Below are 20,213 nucleotides of genomic sequence, written 5' to 3'. Positions count from 1 at the left end.
CGGCGCACCCGGGCAGGAAAACTATACCAGCTGGTGTGTTTCAGGTTTTTCGCAAGTTTTCGTACCGAAAGTTTGAAACTGGGCGAAAACCCGGTTTGAAGTATTGATAAAACTCATAACTTCGCGCCAAGGGCCCGTTCCTTTGGGGGTGGCTGTTTGGCGGCGAGTAGGCTTCGGAGGCGTTTCGAGCATGGCACGGCAGCAAGAGCGGGCCCGCCGGACACGTGCGGCGATTATCAGGTCCGCCGCCGTTGAGTTCGGGAAGAGCGGCTATGCCGCTGCATCGCTCAACCGCATATTGGAAGGGTCGCGTGCCACCAAGGGCGCCATGTACTTCCATTTCGATTCCAAGGAAGATCTCGCGCGCGCCGTACTGGAGACGGCGATCGAACGCTATCGCGCATCGGCCGAGCGTTGGCTCGGCCGAACGGATCTCGGACCACTGGACGTCATGCACGGCATGATCGACGAGATGGCATTACGGCTCGAGCACGACATCATCGTGCAGGCCGAATACCGGTTGATCATCGAGCCCGACTTCTATCGGGACGTGCAATCCGGCGGTGGACGAATACTCGGGCGCGCCATCCGCGCGCTCGCGGTCCGGTCGATAGACCAAGGGCAGTTGCGCGCCGACGCGGACGCGGACCGGTTCACCCGCACGCTGACCGCCGCGCTGGCCGGCCAGCGCTACATGGTCGACGCGCACGGCACCGGCATCGATCTGCGCGCGCGGTTCGAGGAAGCACTCGAGGTGGTCATCGAATCCATGTCCACCTCCGAGTGGGCGGAGAAGTTCCGCAACGACGGCTGGCGCACCCACGCCCGCCTCGAAGAGCTCAGTTTGGGACTCTGAACAGCCGATTTGGGAATCGAGTCCGGTCTGTCATAAGCTAACCGGGCTCCCAACGGATAGCCGTTGAAGCCGGTTCCGGAGAAATCCGGAGACGAGCCCCCTTCGTCTAGCGGCCTAGGACGCCGCCCTTTCAAGGCGGTAGCGCGGGTTCGAATCCCGTAGGGGGTACGGTCTTCGGACCGTTGGTAGTATGCAAGGCCCTGTGGCGCAGTTGGTTAGCGCGCCGCCCTGTCACGGCGGAGGTCGCGGGTTCGAGTCCCGTCAGGGTCGCAAGTGAGGCGCCGGAGCAATCCGGCGTTTCGCGTATGGCATTCAACTCGGGTGCCTGCGGCCAGGTAGCTCAGTTGGTACGAGCGTCCGCCTGAAAAGCGGAAGGTCGCCGGTTCGATCCCGGCCCTGGCCACTCGGAAGCGGGGAAGCCCTGCGTGCGAAGAGCGCACGCTGGGGCTTCCTCGTCTTTTTTTATTTGTGGGGTGCAACCCCACACCCGCCCGGAGGGCTTCGCCCCCGGACCCCCTCCCCTGTATGCAATCCTGCGTGAGCCAGCCTTTGGTCCAGTCGCGTCTTCTCCGCTTGTCTCTTACATGCCTTGACAGTTATATACCTGGAAGAGAATATAGAGAAGTGACCACGGCTAGCGTTTTTCAGGTGTTGGGGGAGCCGAGCAGGTTGGCGATCTTGGAGGTTTTGCGGGAGGGGGAGCAGGCGGTGGGGGTTTTGGTGGGGCGGGTGGGGCTTAGTCAGCCTGCGGTTTCCAAGCATCTTCGGGTGTTGAAGGAGGCGGGGTTGGTTGAGGTTCGGGTGGATGCGCAGCGGCGGCTGTATCGGATTCGGACGGAACCGCTGGTGGGGGTTGACGATTGGCTGGCGCCTTATCGCCGGTTGTGGAACAGGCATCTCGATCTATTGGAAGAACATCTCGAGCGACGGAGGCAGGAATGAGTCAGGCAGAGCTTCGTATCGATGGGGCACGGCCGGCGGTGCGGCTGGAACGGGAGTTGGTGGATCCGCCTGCGGTGGTGTGGCGGGCGATAACCGAGCGGGAGCAGTTGCGGGCTTGGTTTCCGTGTGATGTGGAGGTTGTGGGTGGGGTGTGGGAGGTGGGGGCGGTGCTTGCCTTTCGGTTCGGCGAGGAGACGAGCGACGCGACGTTCAGCGGGGAGGTGTTCGTTGTCGACGAGCCGAAGGTGCTGGCGTTCAGTTGGGGTGAGGAGCGGTTGCGGTTCGAGTTGACGCCGCAGGGGAGCGGGACTCGCCTGGTCCTGATCGATGAGCTGCCCGGCGATGCCGCGGCCCGCAATGCGGCCGGCTGGGACGTGTGCCTCGACCGTCTCGCGGGCCTGGAGCCCGGCGACTGGAAAGCCCGGTTCGATACCTACGCCGCGGCCTTCGAGCCGCTCGTCGGTCCCCAATCCGGTCCGCCCACCGAGTGATTCGCATCGAACGGGACCTGACGGCGGTGAAAGGCGAGTAGCGCCGCCGTCAGGTCCCGTTCGGGCGGGCGGGGGTCAGTAGGCTGGGCGGGTCATGCTGACCCTTCTGCTAGCTCTCGCGGGTTTCGCGTTTCTGGATTCGCTGGATGTGCTGTTGGTGGGGGTTACCACGGCGGTGGTGGCGGACAGCCGGATCGGGCGGCGGTCGCCGGTGGCGGGTGGGGTGAGTTTTATCGCGGGGGTTTTCGCGGTGACGACCACGTTCGGCATCTGTACGGTCCTCGGGTTGAACTTCCTGACGGGACTGGCGGAGTTCGAACTCACGCCGGGGGTGCGGTATTGGGGCGAGTTGGCGCTGGGGATTGTGTTGATCGCGCTCAGTCGGGTTCCGGTGACCAAGCGGACCGAGCCGCCGGCGTGGGCGGCGGCGGTGCGGCGGCGGCCCTGGTTGTTCGGATTCGTCGGGATGGCAATCGGTCTTGTGCAGGCGCCGACGGCGGTGCCGTATCTGGCGGGGCTGGCGATGATCTCCGCGCAGGATCCGTTGCCTGCGTTGTGGCCGCTGATCGTGGTCGCGTATTGCGCGCTGGCTTTGTTGCCGCCCTTGCTGGTGCTGCTGCTTTCGCTGCGCCGGACGGTCAGGGCGCGGCGCGTCTATCGCGCGGTGGTGCGGATCCTCACTCGATACGTGCCGCCGGTATTGCGCGTCCTTTTCGTGGTGTTCGGCACAGTTCTGGTGATCGACGCGCTCGTCCACTTCCGTCACCTCTGGTAACCCCCGGATGCGGGACACCGGGCCGTCGATGATCTTGGAAATGGGGTTGAAGGGGCGGTGACGGTGGAATGCTGGGGGCATGGCTGAGCGCTGGTATTACTGCTTGAAGCACAAGCGGGCCGAAAAGGGGCGGCAGTGCTGGTTCCAGGATCGGATGGGCCCGTATCCGGACCAGGCGACCGCGGAACGGGCATTGGAGATCGTCAAGGCGCGCAATGCGCAAGCCGATTCCGGGGATGAGGACTGACCGGGGGCGGTAGTCCGGTGTGCGACAAGTGATCTGACCGCTTCGGTGGACGCGGGCGCGAAAACGCAGCGCAAAAGTGATCTTGTGACGTGCGCGGATGCCCGCCCGATATCGGCCACCAGGTAGATCCACTCAGGCCTTCTTCAGTTGTATCAAGTACGGTTTCTCCGAACTCAAACGATTGCTCGGTGGTCCTGACGTGGGCTGCGAGCTGGACCAGGATCAGCAGGGAGGGCGACCCTTGAGGGTTACCGTTGTTGTGCCGACCTACAACGAGCGGGAGAATCTGCCGGTTGCGGTGGAGCGCCTGACCGCGCTGCCGGTACCCGACCTGCACGTGCTCGTGGTCGACGACAGTTCGCCGGACGGCACCGGTGACGTCGCCGACAAGCTGGCCGCCGAACTGCCGAACGTGGTCGGCGTGCTGCACCGCACGGAGAAGGACGGCCTCGGCCGGGCCTACATCGCGGGCATCACCCGGGCGCTGGACGAGGGCGCGGACGTGGTGATCCAGATGGATGCCGACCTGTCGCATCCGGCCGAGGTGATTCCGGCCATGCTGGAGAAGCTGACCACCACCGACGCCGGCGTCGTGCTGGGCTCGCGCTACGTGCCGGGCGGCTCGACCGCGGACGAGTGGAAGTGGCACCGCAAGGCGCTGTCCGCGTGGGCCAACTTCTACGTGAACCTGATCCTGCGGCTCGGTGTGAAGGACGCGACCGCCGGATTCAAGGCGTGGAAGGCGGACACGCTGCGCGCCATCGACGTGGCCTCGATCCGCAGCAACGGCTATTCGTTCCAGGTCGAGATGAACTACCGGACGGTCAAGAAGGGCATCGAGATCGCCGAGGTGCCGATCCGCTTCGAGGAGCGCACCCTTGGCGCCTCGAAGATGAGCCTGAAGGTGCAGCTGGAGTCGGCGCTGATGCCGTGGAAGCTGCTCTTCGGCCGTTCGGTCTAGGACAGACACGCGTAGGGCCCCACATCCGCAAAGGATGTGGGGCCCTACGTCGTTGCTGGTTCAGTTGGCGAACAACCCACGGCGCATCGCTTCCAGCCCGACGACGAGCACCGGCGCCAGCACCAGGTGCATGACCGACAGGGCGACCGTGGTCACGGTGTCGAAGTCCGCGGAAATGGTCAGTCCGATGGTGCCCACCGCGAGCACGCCGCCGACGATCTGGGCGACCCGCAGCACGCCGGCCCACAGGTAGGAGATCAGCGCGGCCAGGGTCATGCCGACGAACAGCGGGATCGCGGCGGAGCTGATCACCGTGCCCGCGCCGACCTGGGTGGTGACGCCCCGATCGACCAGCTCGAACGAGCCGCCCGCGGCCTCGCCGATCAGCCAGACGACCAGGTTGACGGCGACAGATACCGCGACGCTGCCGAGGATGGCGATCGGCCGGTTCGCGGCCGGGATCCGCAGGGCGGGGGTGGTGGTTTGGGCGATGGTCATGATGTTCTCCTCATCCGAAGCTGTGTTGCTTGGTGTTGAGAACAATCTTCAAACCTGAACATTTCTTGAGGTCAATTCGAGCGAGTGTGACCTGTATCACTTCAGCCAGGACTGCCGCAACGGAATTCGGTGCGGCTCATGGTGGTTCGCGCGGGGATCAGTCGGGCTTCGGCCAGTCCAGCAACGTGTCGATGTAGAGCTGGCGGACCGCGGCGACCTGGTCGTCCATGTCGTTCGGATCCCAGGCGCTGACGTCGATGGGATCGAGGATCGCCACGTCCACGGTGCCGGGCCGCGCGACCATCGAGTTGCGCCAGCAGATTTCGCCCGCGTTGCGGATCACGATGGGGATGACCGGCACGCCCGCCTGGATGGCGATGTGGAACGCGCCCTTCTTGAACGGCCCGACATCCGGTGTGTAGGAACGGGTTCCCTCGGGCGCGACGGCGATCGACAGTCCGCCGCGCAGCGTGTCGACCACCGGCGCGAGCGCGGCCTTGGCCTTGTCGGTGCTCGACCGATCGATGAAGGTCACGCCCACGAAGCGCATCAGCGGGCCGAAGACCGGGTTGCGGGTCAGCTCCTTCTTCCCGATTCCGGTGACCCCGCCGTGCAGCACCTCGGGGACGATGATGATGTCGAACTGGCTCTGATGGTTGAACAGGAACACCGCGGGCCGTGGGGCGCGCGCGTTCTCGGCGCCGCTCACCCGCAGGTGCACGCCCGCGAGGCTCAGGGTGTTTCCGGCGGCGTGCTCCAGCAGCGCATCGGCCATCTGCCGGTGGTCCCTGGTCGGCGATTTGGCCGCTACGCCGTAGAACGCGCCGCCGAGCAGTCCGGCGAAACCCACTGTGGTGCGGGCATAGTCGGCCGGGCGCGCGCCTTGGCGCGGGGAGAAGCGCAGGGTCGGCCACTCGCGTTCGGCAGCCACCGCGGTGAGCTGCTGGTCGGGGTTCACCGCGGCCGGATGACCGACCAGGGACAGCAGCGGCAGATCGGCGGTGCTGTCCGCGTAGGCATAGCTGCGGGTGAGATCCACGTCGTGATCGGCGGCGAATTCGCGCACGGACTCAGCTTTGCCGTTGCGCCACAACGTCTTTCCATCCGGATACCCGGTGAGGATGCCGTCCTGGGCGGCCATCGGGGTGTAGAGCACATGCTCGACGCCTAGTTCGGCCGCCGCGGGCGCGACCTGGAAGCGGGTCAGCGAGCTGGTCAGCACGATGGTGTGCCCGGCCGCCTGGTGCGTCCGAATCAGTTGCCACGCTTCGAAATACAGGTGTCCGTAGATTGCGTGCCGGAACAGCCGCTCGCCCAGCGCATCCAGGTCGGCTTCCGATTTGCCCGCGAGCACCTCGGTGAGCTGGTTCAGGAACAGGCCGTACTCGCCGTCGGTGGTGCCGTTGCGGATGCCCCGCAGCAGCACCTCCTCGGTGCTGCGCCGGCGGAATATGCGCCGGAACAGCCCTTGCCGCGGGAAGCCGTCGACGACGGTGCCGCCGAAGTCGAAGATCGCGGCAACCTGCGCCCCCTGTGGCCCGGAACGGATCTCGGCCAGCACGCCGTCCAGCTCGGCACTCACCGGGTCTCCCGATTGGACGGATCCAGCGCCGCGGCCCGCGAGATCCGCGCCCCGATGGTGCGCAGCTGATCGGCGAATTCCACTCGCCGCTCGGTCAATTCCGCCCTGCGCTTGGCCGAATCGTGGGACACCCCTTCGAGCAGCCCGTAGTTGTCCGCGAGTTTCAGTGCGCTGGTGAACAATTCGGTGGAGACCGATTCCGGGCTGTGCAGCCGCTGTTGCAGCATCATCTGCTTGCCGACCGCGACGCAGTCGGCGATGAACTGCTTACGGTCGAGTTCGACCTCGGGGTCGCGGTCGGCCAGCCGCTCGGCCACCACCAGTTGCGCGTCGAAGAACGAGCGAAGTACGCGATGCGCCATCATGAAGCCGGAGTCGGTGAGCTTGGCCATCACCTCGGAGCCGAGGGTGTTGTCCCGGGTGTGGCTGTGCCACTGCGGATCCAGCAGCAGCATCTCGGCGGTCATCTGCTCGGCGAACTCGGCCCGCTCGGGGAAGAAGAACTCGAACTTGAGCAGATCGCGCAGCCGGAACGCCTCGTCCCAGCCGGTGGTCAGCTGGTCGGCGCCGTCGCTGTCCAGCGCGGCCAGGATGGACAGCTCGAGGATGGCGCGGTTGACGAACCAGTGCACCGCGCTGTTGCGATAGAACGCGGCCTCCAGGTGCGCGCCCGCCTCGATCGAGTAGACCGGCTCCAGCCCGCCGCGGTAGACCGTCACCACCTTGGCCAGCGAGAGTTGTTCCAGCACAACGGCCAGACCCTGATCATCCTGCAATGCCGCCAGCTCGCCGTGCGGCAGGTTCCGCTCCTCGATGTAGCCGAGCACCGGCGCGAGCACCGTGCGCACCTCGCCGAGGGTGAGGGCGCGCTCGTGCACGCCGAGCAGCGCGAGGGTGACCAGCGCGTTGACCGTGACCGGGGTGACCGCATTGATGCCGACGGCGATCTCGAATGCCAACCGCTGCACGGCTTTACGTTCCAGCTCGGCGATATCGGGCGCGTCCGGCGCGCCCTGCCCGGTCTCGGTGAGCCCGGCGGGCGCGGGTTCGGTGCGGTGCAGCGGGATGGTGAGCGGCGGTGTGGTGAGCGGATCGCCGTGCGCGGCGAGCCGGTCGCGGGCCGAAAGTGGTTCGCCGAAGCGCACATACACGTGCCCGGCCGAATGCTGTTGGCTGCGTACATAACGCGCGAGCCAGGCCAGCCCCTCCGGCTTCTTCTTGCCGCCGACCTGTTCGGTGGAGATGGCGCCGAGCTCGTTGAGCCGCTCGTAGGTGATCGACACCGGCACCAGCATGACGTCCTCGACCCGGTCCGCCCGTACCGCCGCCGCAAGGTAATTCAGCAATCCGTAGCGCGGCGGGCGCAGCTTGCCGGTGCGGGTGCGGCCGCCCTCGAAGTACCACTCCAGGTTGAAGCGCTTGGCCAGCAGGTAGGCGAAGTACTCCTCGACCACCGCCTTGTACACCTCGTCGTCGCCGAAACTGCGCCGGATGAACACGGTTCCGGTGCGCCGGGCGATCGGACCCATCGGCCAGAAGCTGAGGTTCGCGCCGCCGATCACGTGGTTCGGCGGGAAGTCGTTGCGGGCCAGCACATCACCGAGCACGAACGCGTCGACATAGGAGCGGTGCGACGGCAGGAACACCAGCGGGTAGCGGCGGTTGAGGTCGCGCAGGCCGGCCAGCCCCGAATCGTCGGAGTCCACCTTCCAGGTCGACGCGTGGATCGGCCGCATCGCCTGGGTGAACAGGTCGGAGACCAATCTGCTTTGCGCGGCGACGAGTTCGTTCAACGCCTTCTCCGCGCGCCGGTACACCTCGTGCGGGCCGGCGCCGATCTGGTCGGCGATGAGTTCGAGCCTGCGCACGAAGTCGGGGGAGTCGAGGATCTCCTCGGCCACCAGCCGCGGCACCTTGTACCGGTCGCCGATGATGGTGCGCTCGGCCCGTTCCAGCGCCACCACCGCGGCGCGCACGATGGCGCGGGCGAACGGCTCGCCGGTGCCCTTGGTGACCAGCGCGGCGGCTTCCGGATTGTTCGTGCGCAATTCGCTGAGCAGCGCGGGCTGCCCAGTCAGCACCACGTGCCGGTTCGGCTGGGCGACCAGCTTGCGCTGGGCCAGCCGGTTCGGCTTGCGCGGGTTGGTCAGCAGCGCCATGTCGGCGAAGGTGATCCGGCGGACGCCGTCGCGCTCCGGCGGGCGCCAGAGCACCCGCACCGGCACCACCAGCGGATCGTCGTGGCGGCCGACCAGCCGGGACGCCACCGCGCCCGCGTCGAGATCCAGCTGGGTGATCGGCGCGTCGGTGCCGAACTCCTTGGCGATCCCGCCCTCGGTCAACCAGGCTCCGATGAGTTCGCGCTCCACGCCGGAGGCCGCGTCCACCAGCGCCACCACCGACCCCGGTGCCGACGCTCGCTCAATATCCGCGGGCGATCCGCCACGGTGCTCGATCATTACCCGATTCCCTCCGCCAGACGATCTCCCCATTGAATCCCCTGAGCCGGTCATTGCGCAGGCACTCGGGCCCGCAAGTTGAACGCGCGGCCATGTTCCCGCGTTCCGCGCGGGTGCGAATTACGCTGCGCTTATGGATTGGGCGTTGCGCGCGTGTGGCTGGCACGGTCATTACACCTACGCGCCAGACGAGGCGGACCTGGCCGATCGGCTCCGGGTCGAGACCGTGGCCGGGGTGGCCTGGCGCTGCCTGCGCTGCGGGACCTTCGTGCCCGGCGACCCGATCGGGTCCGGTCCGGCCGACCACGCGCCGGAGGTGCCGCGCGGGCGGCTGCTGCGCGATCGCTGGTTGATGCGCGCGCTGGCGATCGAGCGGTTGCTGCGCGGGTTGGTGCTGGTCGGTGTGGCGTTCGCGGTGTTGAAGTTCCGCACGTCGCGGGAGACGATGCGGGCCGCGTTCGACCATGACTTGCCGCTGCTGCGTCCGCTGGCCGACCAATTCGGCTGGGATGTCGACCGATCCAAGATCGTGCACCTGATCGATCAGGCCTTCTCGCTGTCGAATACGACGCTGCTGTGGGTCGCCGTCGGCATCTTCGGCTACGCGGGGTTGCAGGCGATCGAGGCGCTCGGGCTGTGGCTGATGAAGCGCTGGGGCGAGTACTTCGCGGTCGTCGCGACGAGTCTGTTTCTGCCGCTGGAGATCTACGAGTTGACCGAGAAGGTGACCGTGCTGCGGATCGGCGCGCTGCTGGTCAACATCGCCGCGGTGGTCTGGCTGCTCTACTCGAAGCGGCTGTTCGGACTGCGCGGTGGCGCGGCCGCGTACCACGCCGAACACAGCGCGGAGAGTTTGCTGAGCGTCGAGCGTTCGGCCCTGGCGGTCCCGTCGAACTGACCGTTCGTGGGTCGGACGGTGTGTTTGCGGGCACAGTACCAAGCTAATCAGGTAATGCTAACCTTACCTCCAAAGCAGGGCCAGTTGGAACTTTTGGAGGATCGTTGTCGACCACGGACGAACGCTTGCGGGTGGAGTATGTGACCGATCCGGCGGCAGCGATGTCCCGGCTGGCGGGCGCCGATCGGTTCGGTGAGTACGTGATGTACGAGCGACCGGGTGAGTGGGTATTCGCTGCCGATCCGATCGGCGGGATCGAATTGGATGTCGAGGAGCTGCGGGTCAGCTGGGACGGGCAGACCACGGCGACCCCGTGGTCGGGCCGCCCGGCGGGGGTCGTCGATCGGGCGCTGGCCGCGCTGCCGCTCGACGGCCGTAATGCCTACGGCTGGATCGGATTCGAGTTCTGCGCGTGGGCCTATGACGCGACCGCGCACCTGGACCCGCGGACCACGCTGGTGCAGTTGATGATTCCGCGCATCGAGGTGCGGATCGGTGAGTACGGCATCCAGGTGTCCGGCGCCACCCCGGCCGAGACCGGCGACATCCACGACCTGATCACCGAATCGCAGGAAAGCGAACTGCCGCAGGCGCATCCGACGGATGTCCGGCTCGACCCGACCGGCTACGCGGGCCGGGTCGCCGAGGCGGTGAGCGAGATCCAGGCGAACCGGTATCAGAAGGTCATCCTGTCCCGGAAGGTCGATCTGCCGTTCGTGGTGGATGTGCCTGCCACCTATCGGCTCGGCCGCGCGCACAACACACCCGCACGGTCGTTCCTGCTGCGGCTCGGCGGGCTCGAGGCGGCCGGGTTCAGCCCGGAACTCGTTGCCTCCGTGGACGAGAACCGCATGGTGACCACCGAACCGGTGGCCGGCACCCGGGCCTTCGGCCGGGGCGCGGACATCGACGCGGCGGCCCGCGCGGACCTGCTCGCCGACCCCAAAGAGATCGTGGAGCACGCGATTTCGGTGCAAACCTCGTTCGCGGAGATGGCCTCGGTGGCCGACCGGGGCACCGTCGCGGTGACCGACTTCATGGCGGTGCGCGAGCGGGGCAGCGTGCAGCACATTTCCTCCACCGTGTGCGGCACGCTGGCCGCCGACCGGACCAGCTGGGACGCGCTCGAGGTGCTGTTCCCCTCGGTCACCGCGTCCGGGATTCCCAAGGCCGAGGGCATCGACTCGGTGTTCCGGCTCGACCACGACGCGCGCGGGCTGTACTCCGGTGCGGTGGTGACGATTTCGCCGACCGGCGCGCTGGAGGCGACGCTGGTGCTGCGGGCCGTCTATCAGACCACCGAGGGCGCCTGGTTGCGGGCCGGGGCCGGCATCGTCGCGCAGTCGCGGCCGGAGCGGGAATTCGAGGAGACCTGCGAGAAGCTGGGCAGCATCGCGCCCTACGTGGTGCAGGCGCAGTAGCAAACCGATCGGAACAACGGGCGGCGCGCCGAACGGTGCGCTGCCCGTTGTCGTTCATGCCTCGGTGGCGCGCAACGCCTTCTTGTCGATCTTTCCGACCGCGGTGATCGGCAGCTGGTCCGCGCGACGCAGGACGTCGGGGAGCTTGTAGGTCGCCAGACCACGCTCGGTGAGGAAGGTCTTGATCTCGGCCAGCGTGGGCATCTCGCCGTCGACAACCAGTACGGCACAGACTTTTTCGCCGAGCGCGGCGTCGGGCAGCCCGACCGCCGCGGCGTGCCGGACGGCCGGATGCGCGAGCAGATGCTCCTCCAGCTCGTCACACGAGACGTTCTCGCCGCCGCGGTTGATGACGTCCTTGATCCGCCCGGAGACGATCAGGTGTCCGCTCGGCAGCCTGCGCACCAGATCGCCGCTGCGGTAATAGCCGTCCGGGGTGAAGGCGCGTGCGTTGTGCTCGGGCGCGCGGTAGTAGCCGCGAATGGTGTACGGCCCCTTGGTGAGCAGCTCGCCCTCGGCGCCCGGCGCGACGTCGTTGCCGTCCGCGTCCACCACCCGGATCTCATCGGCCGGCGAGAGCGCCCGCCCCTGCGTGGTGTGCAGCAGTTCGGCCGCGTCGTCGAGCCGGGTGAAGTTGAGCAGCCCCTCGGCCATGCCGAACACCTGCTGCAAGGTGGCGCCGAGCGCGGGGGTCACGTCGCGGGCGTTGACCTCGGCCAGCCGGGCGCCGCCGACCTGGAGTAGCCGCAGCGAACTCAGGTCGGCCTCTTCCCATTCGGTGGCGGCACACCACAGCTGGGCCAGCGGCGGGACCACCGCGGTGACCGTCACCCGATGCCGCTCGATGGCGGCGAAGGCGCTCTCCGGGCTGGGATCGGTGACGAACGCGACCGCGCCGCCGACGCTCACCGTGCCGAGAATCCCCGGGCAGGCCAGCGGGAAGTTGTGCGCCGCAGGCAAAGTCGCGAGATAGACGTCGTCCGCCGTCAGCGCGCACACCGCGGCGCTCGCGGTGGCGTTGTAGACGTAGTCGTCATGCGTGCGGGCGATCAGCTTCGGCAAACCGGTGGTGCCGCCGGAGACCAGCATCAGCGCGATATCGCTCGAATCGATCGCCGGCAGCGAATCGCCCTCGCGCGGTACCGAGTTCAGGTCGAGGCCGAATCCCGGCTCGCCCAGCACCAGCACGTGCCGCAGCGAAGGCACCGACTCCCGCACGGCGGCGGCCAGCTCCCGATAGTCGAATTCCCCGAGCCGATCGATCACGATGTAGGCCACGGCCTCGGAAAGCGCTGCCAGATGCTCGATCTCGGCTCGCCGGTGCGCGGGCAGGGTCAGCACCGGAATGATCCCGGCGCGCAGCAATCCGAACAGCACCGTCGAGAACTCCGGCACATTCGGCAACTGCACCACCACTCGATCGCCGGGCGAAATCCCGAGCGCGAGCAGCCCGTGCGCCATCCGATCGGCCGCCGCGTCCAGCCACGCATAGCTGCGCACGCTGTCCGCCTCGAGCAAGGCGGGCCGATCCGGATGCCGCCGGGCCGTGTGCCGCAGTAGGTCACCGAGAGCCCGCCCGTCCCAATACCCGGCGGCCCGATAAGTCTCGCCGACCTCGGTCGGAAAGGGCACATAACCATCGCGATGCGGGGTGGATGTCGAAGTCACGGTCGTACCTCACGGCTAACCCGAGCCGAGCCCGGTGAAAATAGGTAAGGCAACCCTATCTCACGGCGTTCAGGTGTGACGTCGCGTCTCGGTTTAGACTCCCCGCCATGAGCAGGTGGGATACCTCGGCGATGCCCGATCAGACCGGTCGGAAGTTCATTGTGACCGGCGCGAACAGCGGGCTGGGGGCGGCCACGGTGCGGGCTTTGGCGGCGGCCGGGGCCGAGGTGGTGCTGGCCTGCCGGAACGTGGCCAAGGGCGAGCAGGTGGCCGCGGAGCTGGGCGAGCGGGCAGTGGTGCGGAAGCTGGATCTCGCCGACCTGGCGTCGGTGCGGGAGTTCGCCGAGGCGACGGATCGGGCCGACGTGCTGATCAACAATGCCGGGGTGATGGCGTTGCCGGAGTCCCGGACCGCGGACGGTTTCGAAATGCAGGTCGGCACAAACCATCTCGGGCACTTCGCGCTGACCGGGCTACTGCTGGACAAGATTTCGGCGCGGATCGTCACGGTGGCGAGCGGTGCGCACGTCATCGGGAAGATCGATCTGGACGATCTCAACTGGGAGCGGCGCCCATACCGGCGCTGGCAGGCCTACGGGCAGGCGAAGCTGGCCAACCTGATGTTCGCCTACGAGTTCCAGCGCAGGCTGAGCGCGGCGGGCTCGCCGAAGATCTCGGTCGCCGCACATCCCGGTTATGCCGCGACCGAGCTGATGTCGCACACCGAATCGGTCCAGGACGCGGTGATGTGGCTCGGCAATCTGCTGCTCGCGCAGAGCGCCGAAATGGGCGCGCTGTCCACGCTTTACGCCGCGACGACCGACGTCGAGCCGGGCCGCTACTACGGGCCGACCGGCTGGCGCGGGCTGCGCGGCTACCCGGGTCGCTCCGGCTCGACGAAGGCGTCGCGGGACGAGGCCGTCGCCCGCGGGCTGTGGGAGCTGTCGGAGAAGCTGACCGGCGTCACCTACGACTTCGCGAAGTAACCGCCCGCCTCAACTCAGGATGTGCAGGTCGTAGAACACCTGGTACCGGCTCGGATCGTCGGGCAGGAACCAGTGGAAGCCTTCCAGCAGGAAGACCGCGACCAGGTTGATCGCCAGCACCAGGCCGAGGAACCACAACGCGATCAGACCGACCAGCCGATGCGGCGTAGCGGGGATCGTCTCCGCCGCGGTGCTGTGCGAAAACGCCAGCACCGCACCGACGGTCGCGATCGCGGCGATGAAGAGGATCCATGCCCAGACGTAGAGGTGCAGCCCGAGCACGGGCTCGCCGTAGCCGGGATCGCCGGGCAGGATGTGCAGCATCGTCTGCCGCCAGGACGCGAATCCGCCTGCCACGCAGCCGACTACGGCCAGGCCCCAGCCCATCGCGTAGTCGCGCGCGGCGATCGTCCCGGTCATGCCCTTGCGCACGATGACCGCCGCCCCCAGCGCGGCCAGCGCCATGAACATCCGCTGCACCATGCACAGCGGGCACGGATAGTCCCAGCTGCCGAACTGCACGCCGAGCCCGCCGCAGATCACCCCGGTCCAGCCGATCACGAAAATGACGGCCAGCCAGTATTGCAGTTGTCCTGCAACGGTTCCCGCCGTCCGGTCGGGCACGGTCGCGGTGGCCATCAGTAGTTCAACCCGAGGCCGAGCCCGCTGGTGATGTGCTGGGCCATCAGCGCGATCGTGGCGAGCAGCAGCACCCACCATGCCGCGAGCACCACCCGCCGCGAGCGCTGCCCGACCAGCACGACCAGAGCCGCGAGTAGCCCGCCGAAGATCAACGTGTCCATAGCTGTCGGACATTACTTGCGGTTGGGGAGGCGGGCCGTGGACACGCCGCGCTCTGAGCTGCGACGATCCTTCATGTCACACATCGCCTGCCCGTGTCGTCCTCTCTACGAAGACGCAAAACAACCACGGAGGAAGGCACATCATGGACGCCCGCATCAACCTCTTCGAAAACCCGGTCGCCGGCAGCTTCATCAAGCGGCTCAACAACGCCGGCCGGATCATCAACGACTCCACGCTGCCCGCCGCCACGCACGAGCTGATCAAGATCCGCGCCAGCCAGATCAACGGCTGCGGCTACTGCACCGACATGCACACCAAGGACGCCGCGCACCACGGCGAGACCTCGGTGCGGCTCAACCTGGTCGCCGCCTGGCGCGAGGCCACCGTGTTCACCGAGGCCGAGCGGGCCGCGCTCGAGCTGACCGAGGCCGCCACCCGGATCGCGGACAGCAGCGGCGTCAGCGACGAGGTCTGGGCGGACGTGCGCAAGCACTACGACGACGACCAGATCGCCGCCCTGATCTCCGCCATCGCGATGATCAACGCCTGGAACCGGCTCAACGTCATCGCCCGCACCCCGGCCGGCGACTACCAGCCGGGCCAGTGGGGGTGAGGCAGACCGGCTCGACCGTGCTGTGGCCTGCGGCACGGTCGAGCCACCCCTCGATATCTGCCTGGTACAGTCCCTGACGTGCAGCGCGTCTATTTCTGGTTTAGCAAGCCGGCCCCGGGTGGGCTGGTCTGCGGCAACCACTTGCGCTGACGACATTCCACCCCGAGCCGGAAGACCGGCTCGACGGGGTTTCGCGTCCGTGGGTCGGCCGAAGAAAAGGAACCCACATGACCACCGCTGTTGACGTCGATCCACGGCATTCCGACCTGGATGACCAACGCACACTGAGCGTCAGCCCACTGCGATCTCCCGCAGAGGTACGCCAGGTCCACCGGATCACCGACGCCCTCGCCGATACCGTTCGCCGCGGTCGCGCGGCCACCGTCGACGTGCTCAACGGCGTCGACGACCGCCTGATGGTGATCGTCGGCCCGTGCTCGGTGCACGACCCCGCCGCCGCCCTCGACTACGCCCGCCGCCTGGCCGCCAAGGCCGCCGAGCTGGACGACCGGCTGCACGTGGTGATGCGGGTCTACTTCGAGAAGCCGCGCACCACCCTGGGCTGGAAGGGGCTGATCAACGATCCGCACCTGGACGGCTCCTTCGACGTCAACACCGGCCTCGGCATCGGCCGCAAGCTGCTGGTCGACATCACCGGTCTCGGCCTGCCGGTGGCGTGTGAATTCCTCGACCCGATCACCCCGCAGTACATCGCGGACCTGGTCGCCTACGGCGCGATCGGCGCCCGCACCGCGGCCAGCCAGGTGCACCGGCAGCTGAGCAGCGCGCTGTCCATGCCGGTCGGCATCAAGAACGGCACCGACGGCGACGTGCAGGTGGCCGTCGACGGCGTGCGCGCCGCCGCGGCCAGCCACGTGTTCCCCGGCACCGATCTGGACGGGCGCGCCGCGCTGATCCGCACCACCGGCAATCCCGACTGCCACGTCATCCTGCGCGGCGGCACCTCCGGCACCAACTACGACGCGGCCTCGGTCGCCGAGGCGTGCGTGCGGCTGGAGAAGGCGGGGCTGCCGCAGCGGGTGGTCGTCGATGCCAGCCACGGCAACAGCAACAAGGACCACAACAAGCAGGTCGACGTGGTCACCGATATCGCGGCGCGGCTCGGTGCAGGCGAACCCGGTGTGGTCGGCGTGATGCTGGAGAGCTTCCTCGTCGAGGGCCGGCAGGATCTCACCCTCGGGCACGCGAGCGAACTGACCTACGGCCAGTCCATCACCGATGCCTGCCTCGATTGGGACACCACCGCCCGCCAGCTCGACGTGCTGGCCGACGCGGTGCGGCAGCGCCGCAATCCCTGACTGCCACACCGGTTTCGGCCTCCCGCGCGGTGCTCCGTGCGGGAAGCCGAGAACGCGGTAGGTCACCGGGCCAGCAACGTTCAAGTGGACCGAGACTCGACAGCACTGGTCGGCGAGGATCGACAGCGTGATCGAAATGGCGGCAGTTCTCGGTGTGGCGGCCGTGGCGTTGGGACTGGTCCTGACGCCAGGGCCGAACATGATGTACCTGGTTTCCCGGACCGTATCGCAGGGCCGCCGCGCCGGTTTGGTGTCGCTGGGCGGGGTCGCGCTGGGGTTCGGGGTGTACCTGGTGGCCGCGACGGCCGGCATCACCGCGGTGTTCGCGATGGTGCCGGGGCTGTACCTGGCGGTGAAATTGGCCGGTGCCGCGTACCTGCTGTGGATGGCCTGGCAGGCGCTGCGGCCCGGCGGCACTTCGATATTCGAGCCCACGACGGTGCCCTCGGACCCGAACCGGCGGCTGTTCATGATGGGGTTCCTGACCAACCTGCTGAACCCGAAGATCGCGATCCTGTACATGGCGCTGATCCCGCAGTTCGTCGCGCCCGAACGCGGGCAGATCTGGTTGCAGAGCCTGATCCTCGGCGCGGTGCAGATTGTGGTGGCGTTGACGGTGAACGGACTGATCGTGCTCGGCGCGGCCGGCCTGGCGACCTTCCTCACCGGCCGGCCGCTCTGGCTCCGCATGCAGCGCTACCTCATGGGCACCATGCTCGGCGCCATCGCGGTCCTGCTCGCCACCGACCGGGCCCGCCCCACCCCCGCCTGACCGCACGGGCCTGTCGGCGCGGAGCGCGCGGCGGGGTGTGACACGGTGAGCGGCATGGTGGATTTCGAAGCCGCGGTGCTGGCCGGCCCGTTCGGGTCGGCGGTCGGCGCGGCGCAGCATGCCGGGGAGTTGTTCGGGGTGTTCGCGTTCGCGAGTTCGGGCGCGTTGCTGGCCGTGCGGCGGGACTTCGACATCTTCGGCATCGTGGTGCTCGCCTGTGCCACCGCGCTCGGCGGCGGCATCATCCGGGACCTGCTGATCGGCCGGACGCCACCCGCGGCGTTCGTCGATCTCAGTTATCTGTGGACGGCGGTGCTGGCCGCCGCGGTGATCTTCTTCTGGCATCCGTCACGGCGGCTGACCAGGGGACCGCTCGAGGTGGCCGACGCCTTCGGGCTCGGCTTGTTCTGCGTGACCGGGACGGTCATCGCCTACTCGCGCGGACTCGGCGCGCCCTCGGCGGCGCTGCTCGGCCTGGTCACCGCGATCGGCGGCGGCGTGATCCGCGACCTGCTCGGCGGGCAGACGCCGAATGTGCTTCGGCCGGACCAGATCTACGCGGTGCCCGCGCTGGCCGGCGCCGTCGCCACGGCGACGCTGCTGCACTTCGGCGTCTACCAGGCGTGGACCGGGGCGCTGGCCGCGCTCGGCGCGATCGCCTTCCGGCTGCTCGCGTTGCGCTTCGGATGGCATGCGCCGCAAGCGCGCCGGTATCCGCGGACCAGGCCGCCCGCGGATCCGACCCTGCCGCGCCCGTCCTGATCGGCTACTTCACCAATCGATACCGCAGCTGCGCGAACTGACCCATCTGGGAGACGTCGACGAGCTGCATGCGCGAGGCCAGGATTCGCCGCGGCAGCACCGGCGCACCGGCGCCCAGGGTCACCGGTGCGACGCCCGCGATGATCTCGTCGAGCAGCCCGGCATCGGCGAACAGCCCGGCCAGCTCGCCGCCGCCGACGATCCAGATGTGCTGTCCACCAGCGGCTTCCAGCATGTCCCGGTGCACCGGTTCGACCGCGCCGGAGACGAACCGCAAGTTCGCGCCCGGGACGGCGGGCAGCGTGCGATGGGTGAACACCCAGCACGGGAGGTCGCCGTAGACCTTGGCCCAGTTCTCCGGCGGGTCGTTGGCCATGATCCATTCGTAGGTGGTCGCGCCCATGCACATCGCGCCGACGCCGGCCAGGAACTCGGTGATGTTGTGCTCGGCGCTGCCGTCGTCGTCGACCTCGAACAGCCAGCTGAGCGAGTGGTCCGCGTCGGCGATGTAACCGTCGAGGCTGGTCGCGGTGAAGTATTGGGTTGCCATGAGTCATACCCTGCCAGCGAAACCTGGCAGGGTATGACAAGTTTTATCGCCCGCCGGCGCGGAGCCTGCGCACGCCCTCGTCGAGCGTCTCGTCGCGCTTGCAGAAGGTGAAGCGCACCAGGTGACTCCAGGCCGCGGCGTCGTCGGCGAACACGCTGACCGGGACGGCGGCGACGCCGAGCCGCTTCGGCAGTTCGCGGCAGAAGGCGAGGCCGTCGGTCGCGCCGAGCGGGGTGATGTCGCCGCACACGAAATAGCCGCCCGGACTTTGCTTCACCTCCAGCCCGGTGTCGGCCAGGGCGGCGGCGAGCCGAAGTCGTTTCTCGGACAACGTGTCCCGCAGCCCGGCCACCCACTCCAGCTCGTGGTTCAACGCGTGTGCGACCGCGGGCTGGAACGGGCCGCCGGCGACGAAGGTCATGAACTGCTTGGCCGCGAGCACGCCGTCGATCAGCGGCGCCGGACCGCACGCCCAGCCGGTCTTCCAGCCGGTGACGCTGAAAGTCTTTGCCGCGCTGGATACCACGACGGTGCGCTCGGCCATCCCGGGCAGCGTGGCGAGGCTGATGTGGTCGGTGCCGTCGTAGACCAGGTGCTCGTAGACCTCGTCGGTGAGCACCAGAATGTCGTGCTCGCAAGCGATCTCGGCGATCGCCGCCAGGTCGGCGCGGCCGAGCACGGTGCCGGTCGGGTTGTGCGGGGAGTTGACCACCAGCATCCTGGTCGCCGGGGTGATCGCGGCGCGCAGGCTGTCCAGGTCGAGCACGAACCGATCGCCATCGGCGACCAGGCGCGCGGTGCGCCGCTGCGCACCGGCCAAAGCGACTGCGGCAGCATAGGAGTCGTAGTACGGCTCGATCAGCACGACCTCGGCACCGGGCTCGACCAGGCCGAGGATGGCGGCGGCGATCGCCTCGGTCGCCCCGACGGTCACCAGCACCTGGGTGTCGGGGTCGTAGTGGGTGCCGTAGCGGCGGGCGCGGTCGTCGGCGATGGCGCGGCGCAGCACCGGCATCCCGCGCCCGGGCGGGTACTGGTTGAGGCCGTCGGCGATGGCCTGCCGGGCGACCTCGAGCATGCCGGCCGGGCCGTCGGTGTCGGGGAATCCTTGACCTAAGTTGACCGCGTCGAACCGGACGGCGAGCTCGGTCATCTCCGCGAAGATCGTGGAGGCGAAGGGGCGCAGGCGAGCAACGGTGGCGGGTTGCGGAGGCATAGTCGGAGACTAGCTCAGCATTCGCTATTGTTGCTATTCAATAGCGAATAGCTATGCTTCACTTTGATTTTGGGCCTTCTACCTGCATGGTTGTGCAGTTTCCCAGCGGCAGCTAGCCTCGCCGTGTTCTACCTCACAGTCCCGCACTCTGCGGGTATCTCGAAAGGGGCATTCATGGCCTCATATCTGGACCTTGTTGTGAATCCGGCCACGTCGGAGGTCGCCGGATCCGCTCTCGGTCTGTTCCGACACATCATGCAGGACTTCATCTCGGGCTTCGGCTCCTCGACCCCGGACTGGGGGCTCGGTTCCTCGACCGGCAACCCCGGCCTCGGCTCATCCACCGGCAACTGGTTCTCCGGCTCGGCCACTCCCTGATGGCAGCCCGCCGGG

At 67.8% G+C, this 20,213-nt stretch carries 22 protein-coding genes and 3 tRNA genes; 17 read left to right on the top strand and 8 right to left on the bottom strand.

Going from position 1 to position 20,213, the window contains the following annotated elements:
* Window positions 1-190: 190 nt before the first annotated feature.
* From AB0M22_RS36065 to AB0M22_RS36025, 9 genes are all read left to right on the top strand, one after another.
* A complete protein-coding gene (locus AB0M22_RS36065; protein WP_364736515.1) occupies window positions 191-856 on the top strand; it encodes a TetR family transcriptional regulator in 666 nt (221 codons plus the stop codon).
* A 95-nt stretch (window positions 857-951) separates the two neighbouring features.
* A tRNA-Glu gene (locus AB0M22_RS36060) sits at window positions 952-1,024 on the top strand.
* 28 nt (window positions 1,025-1,052) lie between these two features.
* A tRNA-Asp gene (locus AB0M22_RS36055) sits at window positions 1,053-1,126 on the top strand.
* A gap of 59 nt (window positions 1,127-1,185) precedes the next feature.
* Window positions 1,186-1,259, top strand: a tRNA-Phe gene (locus tag AB0M22_RS36050).
* A 221-nt stretch (window positions 1,260-1,480) separates the two neighbouring features.
* Window positions 1,481-1,798, top strand: a complete 318-nt coding sequence (locus AB0M22_RS36045; protein ID WP_364736513.1) for a metalloregulator ArsR/SmtB family transcription factor — start codon at window positions 1,481-1,483, stop codon at window positions 1,796-1,798.
* A complete protein-coding gene (locus AB0M22_RS36040; RefSeq protein ID WP_364736511.1) occupies window positions 1,795-2,289 on the top strand; it encodes an SRPBCC domain-containing protein in 495 nt (164 codons plus the stop codon). The genes AB0M22_RS36045 and AB0M22_RS36040 overlap by 4 nt, the downstream gene beginning before the upstream one ends.
* Window positions 2,290-2,383: 94 nt before the next feature.
* On the top strand, window positions 2,384-3,064 hold the full coding sequence (locus tag AB0M22_RS36035) for a GAP family protein (RefSeq protein ID WP_364736509.1): 681 nt from the start codon (window positions 2,384-2,386) through the stop codon (window positions 3,062-3,064).
* A gap of 79 nt (window positions 3,065-3,143) precedes the next feature.
* Complete coding sequence (locus AB0M22_RS36030) at window positions 3,144-3,311, top strand: hypothetical protein (protein ID WP_191094086.1); 168 nt, start codon at window positions 3,144-3,146, stop codon at window positions 3,309-3,311.
* A gap of 241 nt (window positions 3,312-3,552) precedes the next feature.
* The gene (locus AB0M22_RS36025; protein ID WP_364736507.1) at window positions 3,553-4,272 is read left to right on the top strand and encodes a polyprenol monophosphomannose synthase; all 720 of its coding nucleotides are present in this window, start codon (window positions 3,553-3,555) and stop codon (window positions 4,270-4,272) included.
* 60 nt (window positions 4,273-4,332) lie between these two features.
* Here the strand turns inward: AB0M22_RS36025 and AB0M22_RS36020 are convergent, their stop codons facing one another.
* The 3 genes from AB0M22_RS36020 to AB0M22_RS36010 form a co-directional block, all read right to left on the bottom strand.
* Entirely contained in the window at window positions 4,333-4,770 is a 438-nt protein-coding gene (locus tag AB0M22_RS36020) for a DUF6069 family protein (RefSeq protein WP_364736505.1), read from the bottom strand.
* A 157-nt stretch (window positions 4,771-4,927) separates the two neighbouring features.
* On the bottom strand, window positions 4,928-6,352 hold the full coding sequence (locus AB0M22_RS36015; protein ID WP_364736503.1) for an HAD-IB family hydrolase: 1,425 nt from the start codon (window positions 6,350-6,352) through the stop codon (window positions 4,928-4,930).
* The gene (locus AB0M22_RS36010; RefSeq protein ID WP_364736501.1) at window positions 6,349-8,811 is read right to left on the bottom strand and encodes a glycerol-3-phosphate 1-O-acyltransferase; all 2,463 of its coding nucleotides are present in this window, start codon (window positions 8,809-8,811) and stop codon (window positions 6,349-6,351) included. The genes AB0M22_RS36015 and AB0M22_RS36010 overlap by 4 nt, the downstream gene beginning before the upstream one ends.
* Before the next feature lie 133 nt (window positions 8,812-8,944).
* On the opposite strand from AB0M22_RS36010, the gene AB0M22_RS36005 reads away from it, so the two are divergent.
* Window positions 8,945-9,709: a DUF2127 domain-containing protein gene (locus AB0M22_RS36005; protein WP_364736499.1), complete on the top strand. Its 765-nt coding sequence runs from the start codon at window positions 8,945-8,947 to the stop codon at window positions 9,707-9,709.
* A 104-nt stretch (window positions 9,710-9,813) separates the two neighbouring features.
* Window positions 9,814-11,130, top strand: a complete 1,317-nt coding sequence (locus AB0M22_RS36000) for a salicylate synthase (RefSeq protein ID WP_364736498.1) — start codon at window positions 9,814-9,816, stop codon at window positions 11,128-11,130.
* A gap of 54 nt (window positions 11,131-11,184) precedes the next feature.
* On the opposite strand, the gene AB0M22_RS35995 is transcribed toward AB0M22_RS36000, so the two are convergent.
* On the bottom strand, window positions 11,185-12,798 hold the full coding sequence (locus tag AB0M22_RS35995; protein WP_364736496.1) for an AMP-binding protein: 1,614 nt from the start codon (window positions 12,796-12,798) through the stop codon (window positions 11,185-11,187).
* A 107-nt stretch (window positions 12,799-12,905) separates the two neighbouring features.
* Here AB0M22_RS35995 and AB0M22_RS35990 point away from each other — a divergent pair, with 107 nt between their 5' ends.
* The gene (locus tag AB0M22_RS35990) at window positions 12,906-13,784 is read left to right on the top strand and encodes an oxidoreductase (RefSeq protein ID WP_364736494.1); all 879 of its coding nucleotides are present in this window, start codon (window positions 12,906-12,908) and stop codon (window positions 13,782-13,784) included.
* A gap of 9 nt (window positions 13,785-13,793) precedes the next feature.
* Here AB0M22_RS35990 and AB0M22_RS35985 read toward each other — a convergent pair whose 3' ends face one another.
* Together AB0M22_RS35985 and AB0M22_RS35980 are read right to left on the bottom strand one after the other, a co-directional pair.
* The gene (locus AB0M22_RS35985; protein ID WP_364736492.1) at window positions 13,794-14,423 is read right to left on the bottom strand and encodes a disulfide bond formation protein B; all 630 of its coding nucleotides are present in this window, start codon (window positions 14,421-14,423) and stop codon (window positions 13,794-13,796) included.
* On the bottom strand, window positions 14,423-14,587 hold the full coding sequence (locus tag AB0M22_RS35980) for a DUF5993 family protein (protein ID WP_364736489.1): 165 nt from the start codon (window positions 14,585-14,587) through the stop codon (window positions 14,423-14,425). Before AB0M22_RS35980 ends, AB0M22_RS35985 begins: the two co-directional genes overlap by 1 nt.
* A 143-nt stretch (window positions 14,588-14,730) precedes the next feature.
* Between AB0M22_RS35980 and AB0M22_RS35975 the strand changes: the two genes are divergently transcribed.
* The 4 genes from AB0M22_RS35975 to AB0M22_RS35960 all read left to right on the top strand — a co-directional run bounded on the left by AB0M22_RS35975 (window position 14,731) and on the right by AB0M22_RS35960 (window position 18,054).
* On the top strand, window positions 14,731-15,201 hold the full coding sequence (locus AB0M22_RS35975; protein ID WP_364736488.1) for a carboxymuconolactone decarboxylase family protein: 471 nt from the start codon (window positions 14,731-14,733) through the stop codon (window positions 15,199-15,201).
* Window positions 15,202-15,428: 227 nt separating this feature from the next.
* On the top strand, window positions 15,429-16,520 hold the full coding sequence (locus AB0M22_RS35970) for a 3-deoxy-7-phosphoheptulonate synthase (RefSeq protein WP_364736486.1): 1,092 nt from the start codon (window positions 15,429-15,431) through the stop codon (window positions 16,518-16,520).
* Between the two features lie 127 nt (window positions 16,521-16,647).
* Complete coding sequence (locus tag AB0M22_RS35965) at window positions 16,648-17,292, top strand: LysE family translocator (protein ID WP_364736484.1); 645 nt, start codon at window positions 16,648-16,650, stop codon at window positions 17,290-17,292.
* Window positions 17,293-17,346: 54 nt separating this feature from the next.
* Entirely contained in the window at window positions 17,347-18,054 is a 708-nt protein-coding gene (locus AB0M22_RS35960; RefSeq protein WP_364736483.1) for a trimeric intracellular cation channel family protein, read from the top strand.
* A gap of 4 nt (window positions 18,055-18,058) precedes the next feature.
* Here the strand turns inward: AB0M22_RS35960 and AB0M22_RS35955 are convergent, their stop codons facing one another.
* Window positions 18,059-18,604, bottom strand: coding sequence for a dihydrofolate reductase family protein (locus AB0M22_RS35955; RefSeq protein WP_364736481.1), 546 nt, complete (start codon window positions 18,602-18,604; stop codon window positions 18,059-18,061).
* A 43-nt stretch (window positions 18,605-18,647) separates the two neighbouring features.
* On the bottom strand, window positions 18,648-19,820 hold the full coding sequence (locus AB0M22_RS35950; protein WP_364736480.1) for a pyridoxal phosphate-dependent aminotransferase: 1,173 nt from the start codon (window positions 19,818-19,820) through the stop codon (window positions 18,648-18,650).
* Between the two features lie 174 nt (window positions 19,821-19,994).
* On the opposite strand from AB0M22_RS35950, the gene AB0M22_RS35945 reads away from it, so the two are divergent.
* Complete coding sequence (locus AB0M22_RS35945) at window positions 19,995-20,198, top strand: hypothetical protein (protein WP_364736478.1); 204 nt, start codon at window positions 19,995-19,997, stop codon at window positions 20,196-20,198.
* Window positions 20,199-20,213 lie beyond the last annotated feature (15 nt).

This window comes from Nocardia sp. NPDC051756, from assembly GCF_040681495.1.
Taxonomy (GTDB): domain Bacteria; phylum Actinomycetota; class Actinomycetes; order Mycobacteriales; family Mycobacteriaceae; genus Nocardia.
The sequence above is the reverse complement of the archived record's forward strand: the minus strand, read 5'-3'. Positions and strand labels throughout refer to the sequence as shown.

Bases quoted from the DNA above. Each gene is read 5' to 3' on its own strand.
- AB0M22_RS35960 (WP_364736483.1), top strand. From the start codon at position 17,347: ATGGTGGATTTCGAAGCCGCGGTGCTGGCCGGCCCGTTCGGGTCGGCG.
- AB0M22_RS35980 (WP_364736489.1), bottom strand. From the start codon at position 14,587: ATGGACACGTTGATCTTCGGCGGGCTACTCGCGGCTCTGGTCGTGCTG.
- AB0M22_RS35950 (WP_364736480.1), bottom strand. From the start codon at position 19,820: ATGCCTCCGCAACCCGCCACCGTTGCTCGCCTGCGCCCCTTCGCCTCC.
- AB0M22_RS35990 (WP_364736494.1), top strand. From the start codon at position 12,906: ATGAGCAGGTGGGATACCTCGGCGATGCCCGATCAGACCGGTCGGAAG.
- AB0M22_RS35985 (WP_364736492.1), bottom strand. From the start codon at position 14,423: ATGGCCACCGCGACCGTGCCCGACCGGACGGCGGGAACCGTTGCAGGA.
- AB0M22_RS36035 (WP_364736509.1), top strand. From the start codon at position 2,384: ATGCTGACCCTTCTGCTAGCTCTCGCGGGTTTCGCGTTTCTGGATTCG.
- AB0M22_RS35955 (WP_364736481.1), bottom strand. From the start codon at position 18,604: ATGGCAACCCAATACTTCACCGCGACCAGCCTCGACGGTTACATCGCC.
- AB0M22_RS36030 (WP_191094086.1), top strand. From the start codon at position 3,144: ATGGCTGAGCGCTGGTATTACTGCTTGAAGCACAAGCGGGCCGAAAAG.
- AB0M22_RS35970 (WP_364736486.1), top strand. From the start codon at position 15,429: ATGACCACCGCTGTTGACGTCGATCCACGGCATTCCGACCTGGATGAC.
- AB0M22_RS36065 (WP_364736515.1), top strand. From the start codon at position 191: ATGGCACGGCAGCAAGAGCGGGCCCGCCGGACACGTGCGGCGATTATC.
- AB0M22_RS35975 (WP_364736488.1), top strand. From the start codon at position 14,731: ATGGACGCCCGCATCAACCTCTTCGAAAACCCGGTCGCCGGCAGCTTC.
- AB0M22_RS36010 (WP_364736501.1), bottom strand. From the start codon at position 8,811: ATGATCGAGCACCGTGGCGGATCGCCCGCGGATATTGAGCGAGCGTCG.
- AB0M22_RS35945 (WP_364736478.1), top strand. From the start codon at position 19,995: ATGGCCTCATATCTGGACCTTGTTGTGAATCCGGCCACGTCGGAGGTC.
- AB0M22_RS36040 (WP_364736511.1), top strand. From the start codon at position 1,795: ATGAGTCAGGCAGAGCTTCGTATCGATGGGGCACGGCCGGCGGTGCGG.
- AB0M22_RS36020 (WP_364736505.1), bottom strand. From the start codon at position 4,770: ATGACCATCGCCCAAACCACCACCCCCGCCCTGCGGATCCCGGCCGCG.
- AB0M22_RS36005 (WP_364736499.1), top strand. From the start codon at position 8,945: ATGGATTGGGCGTTGCGCGCGTGTGGCTGGCACGGTCATTACACCTAC.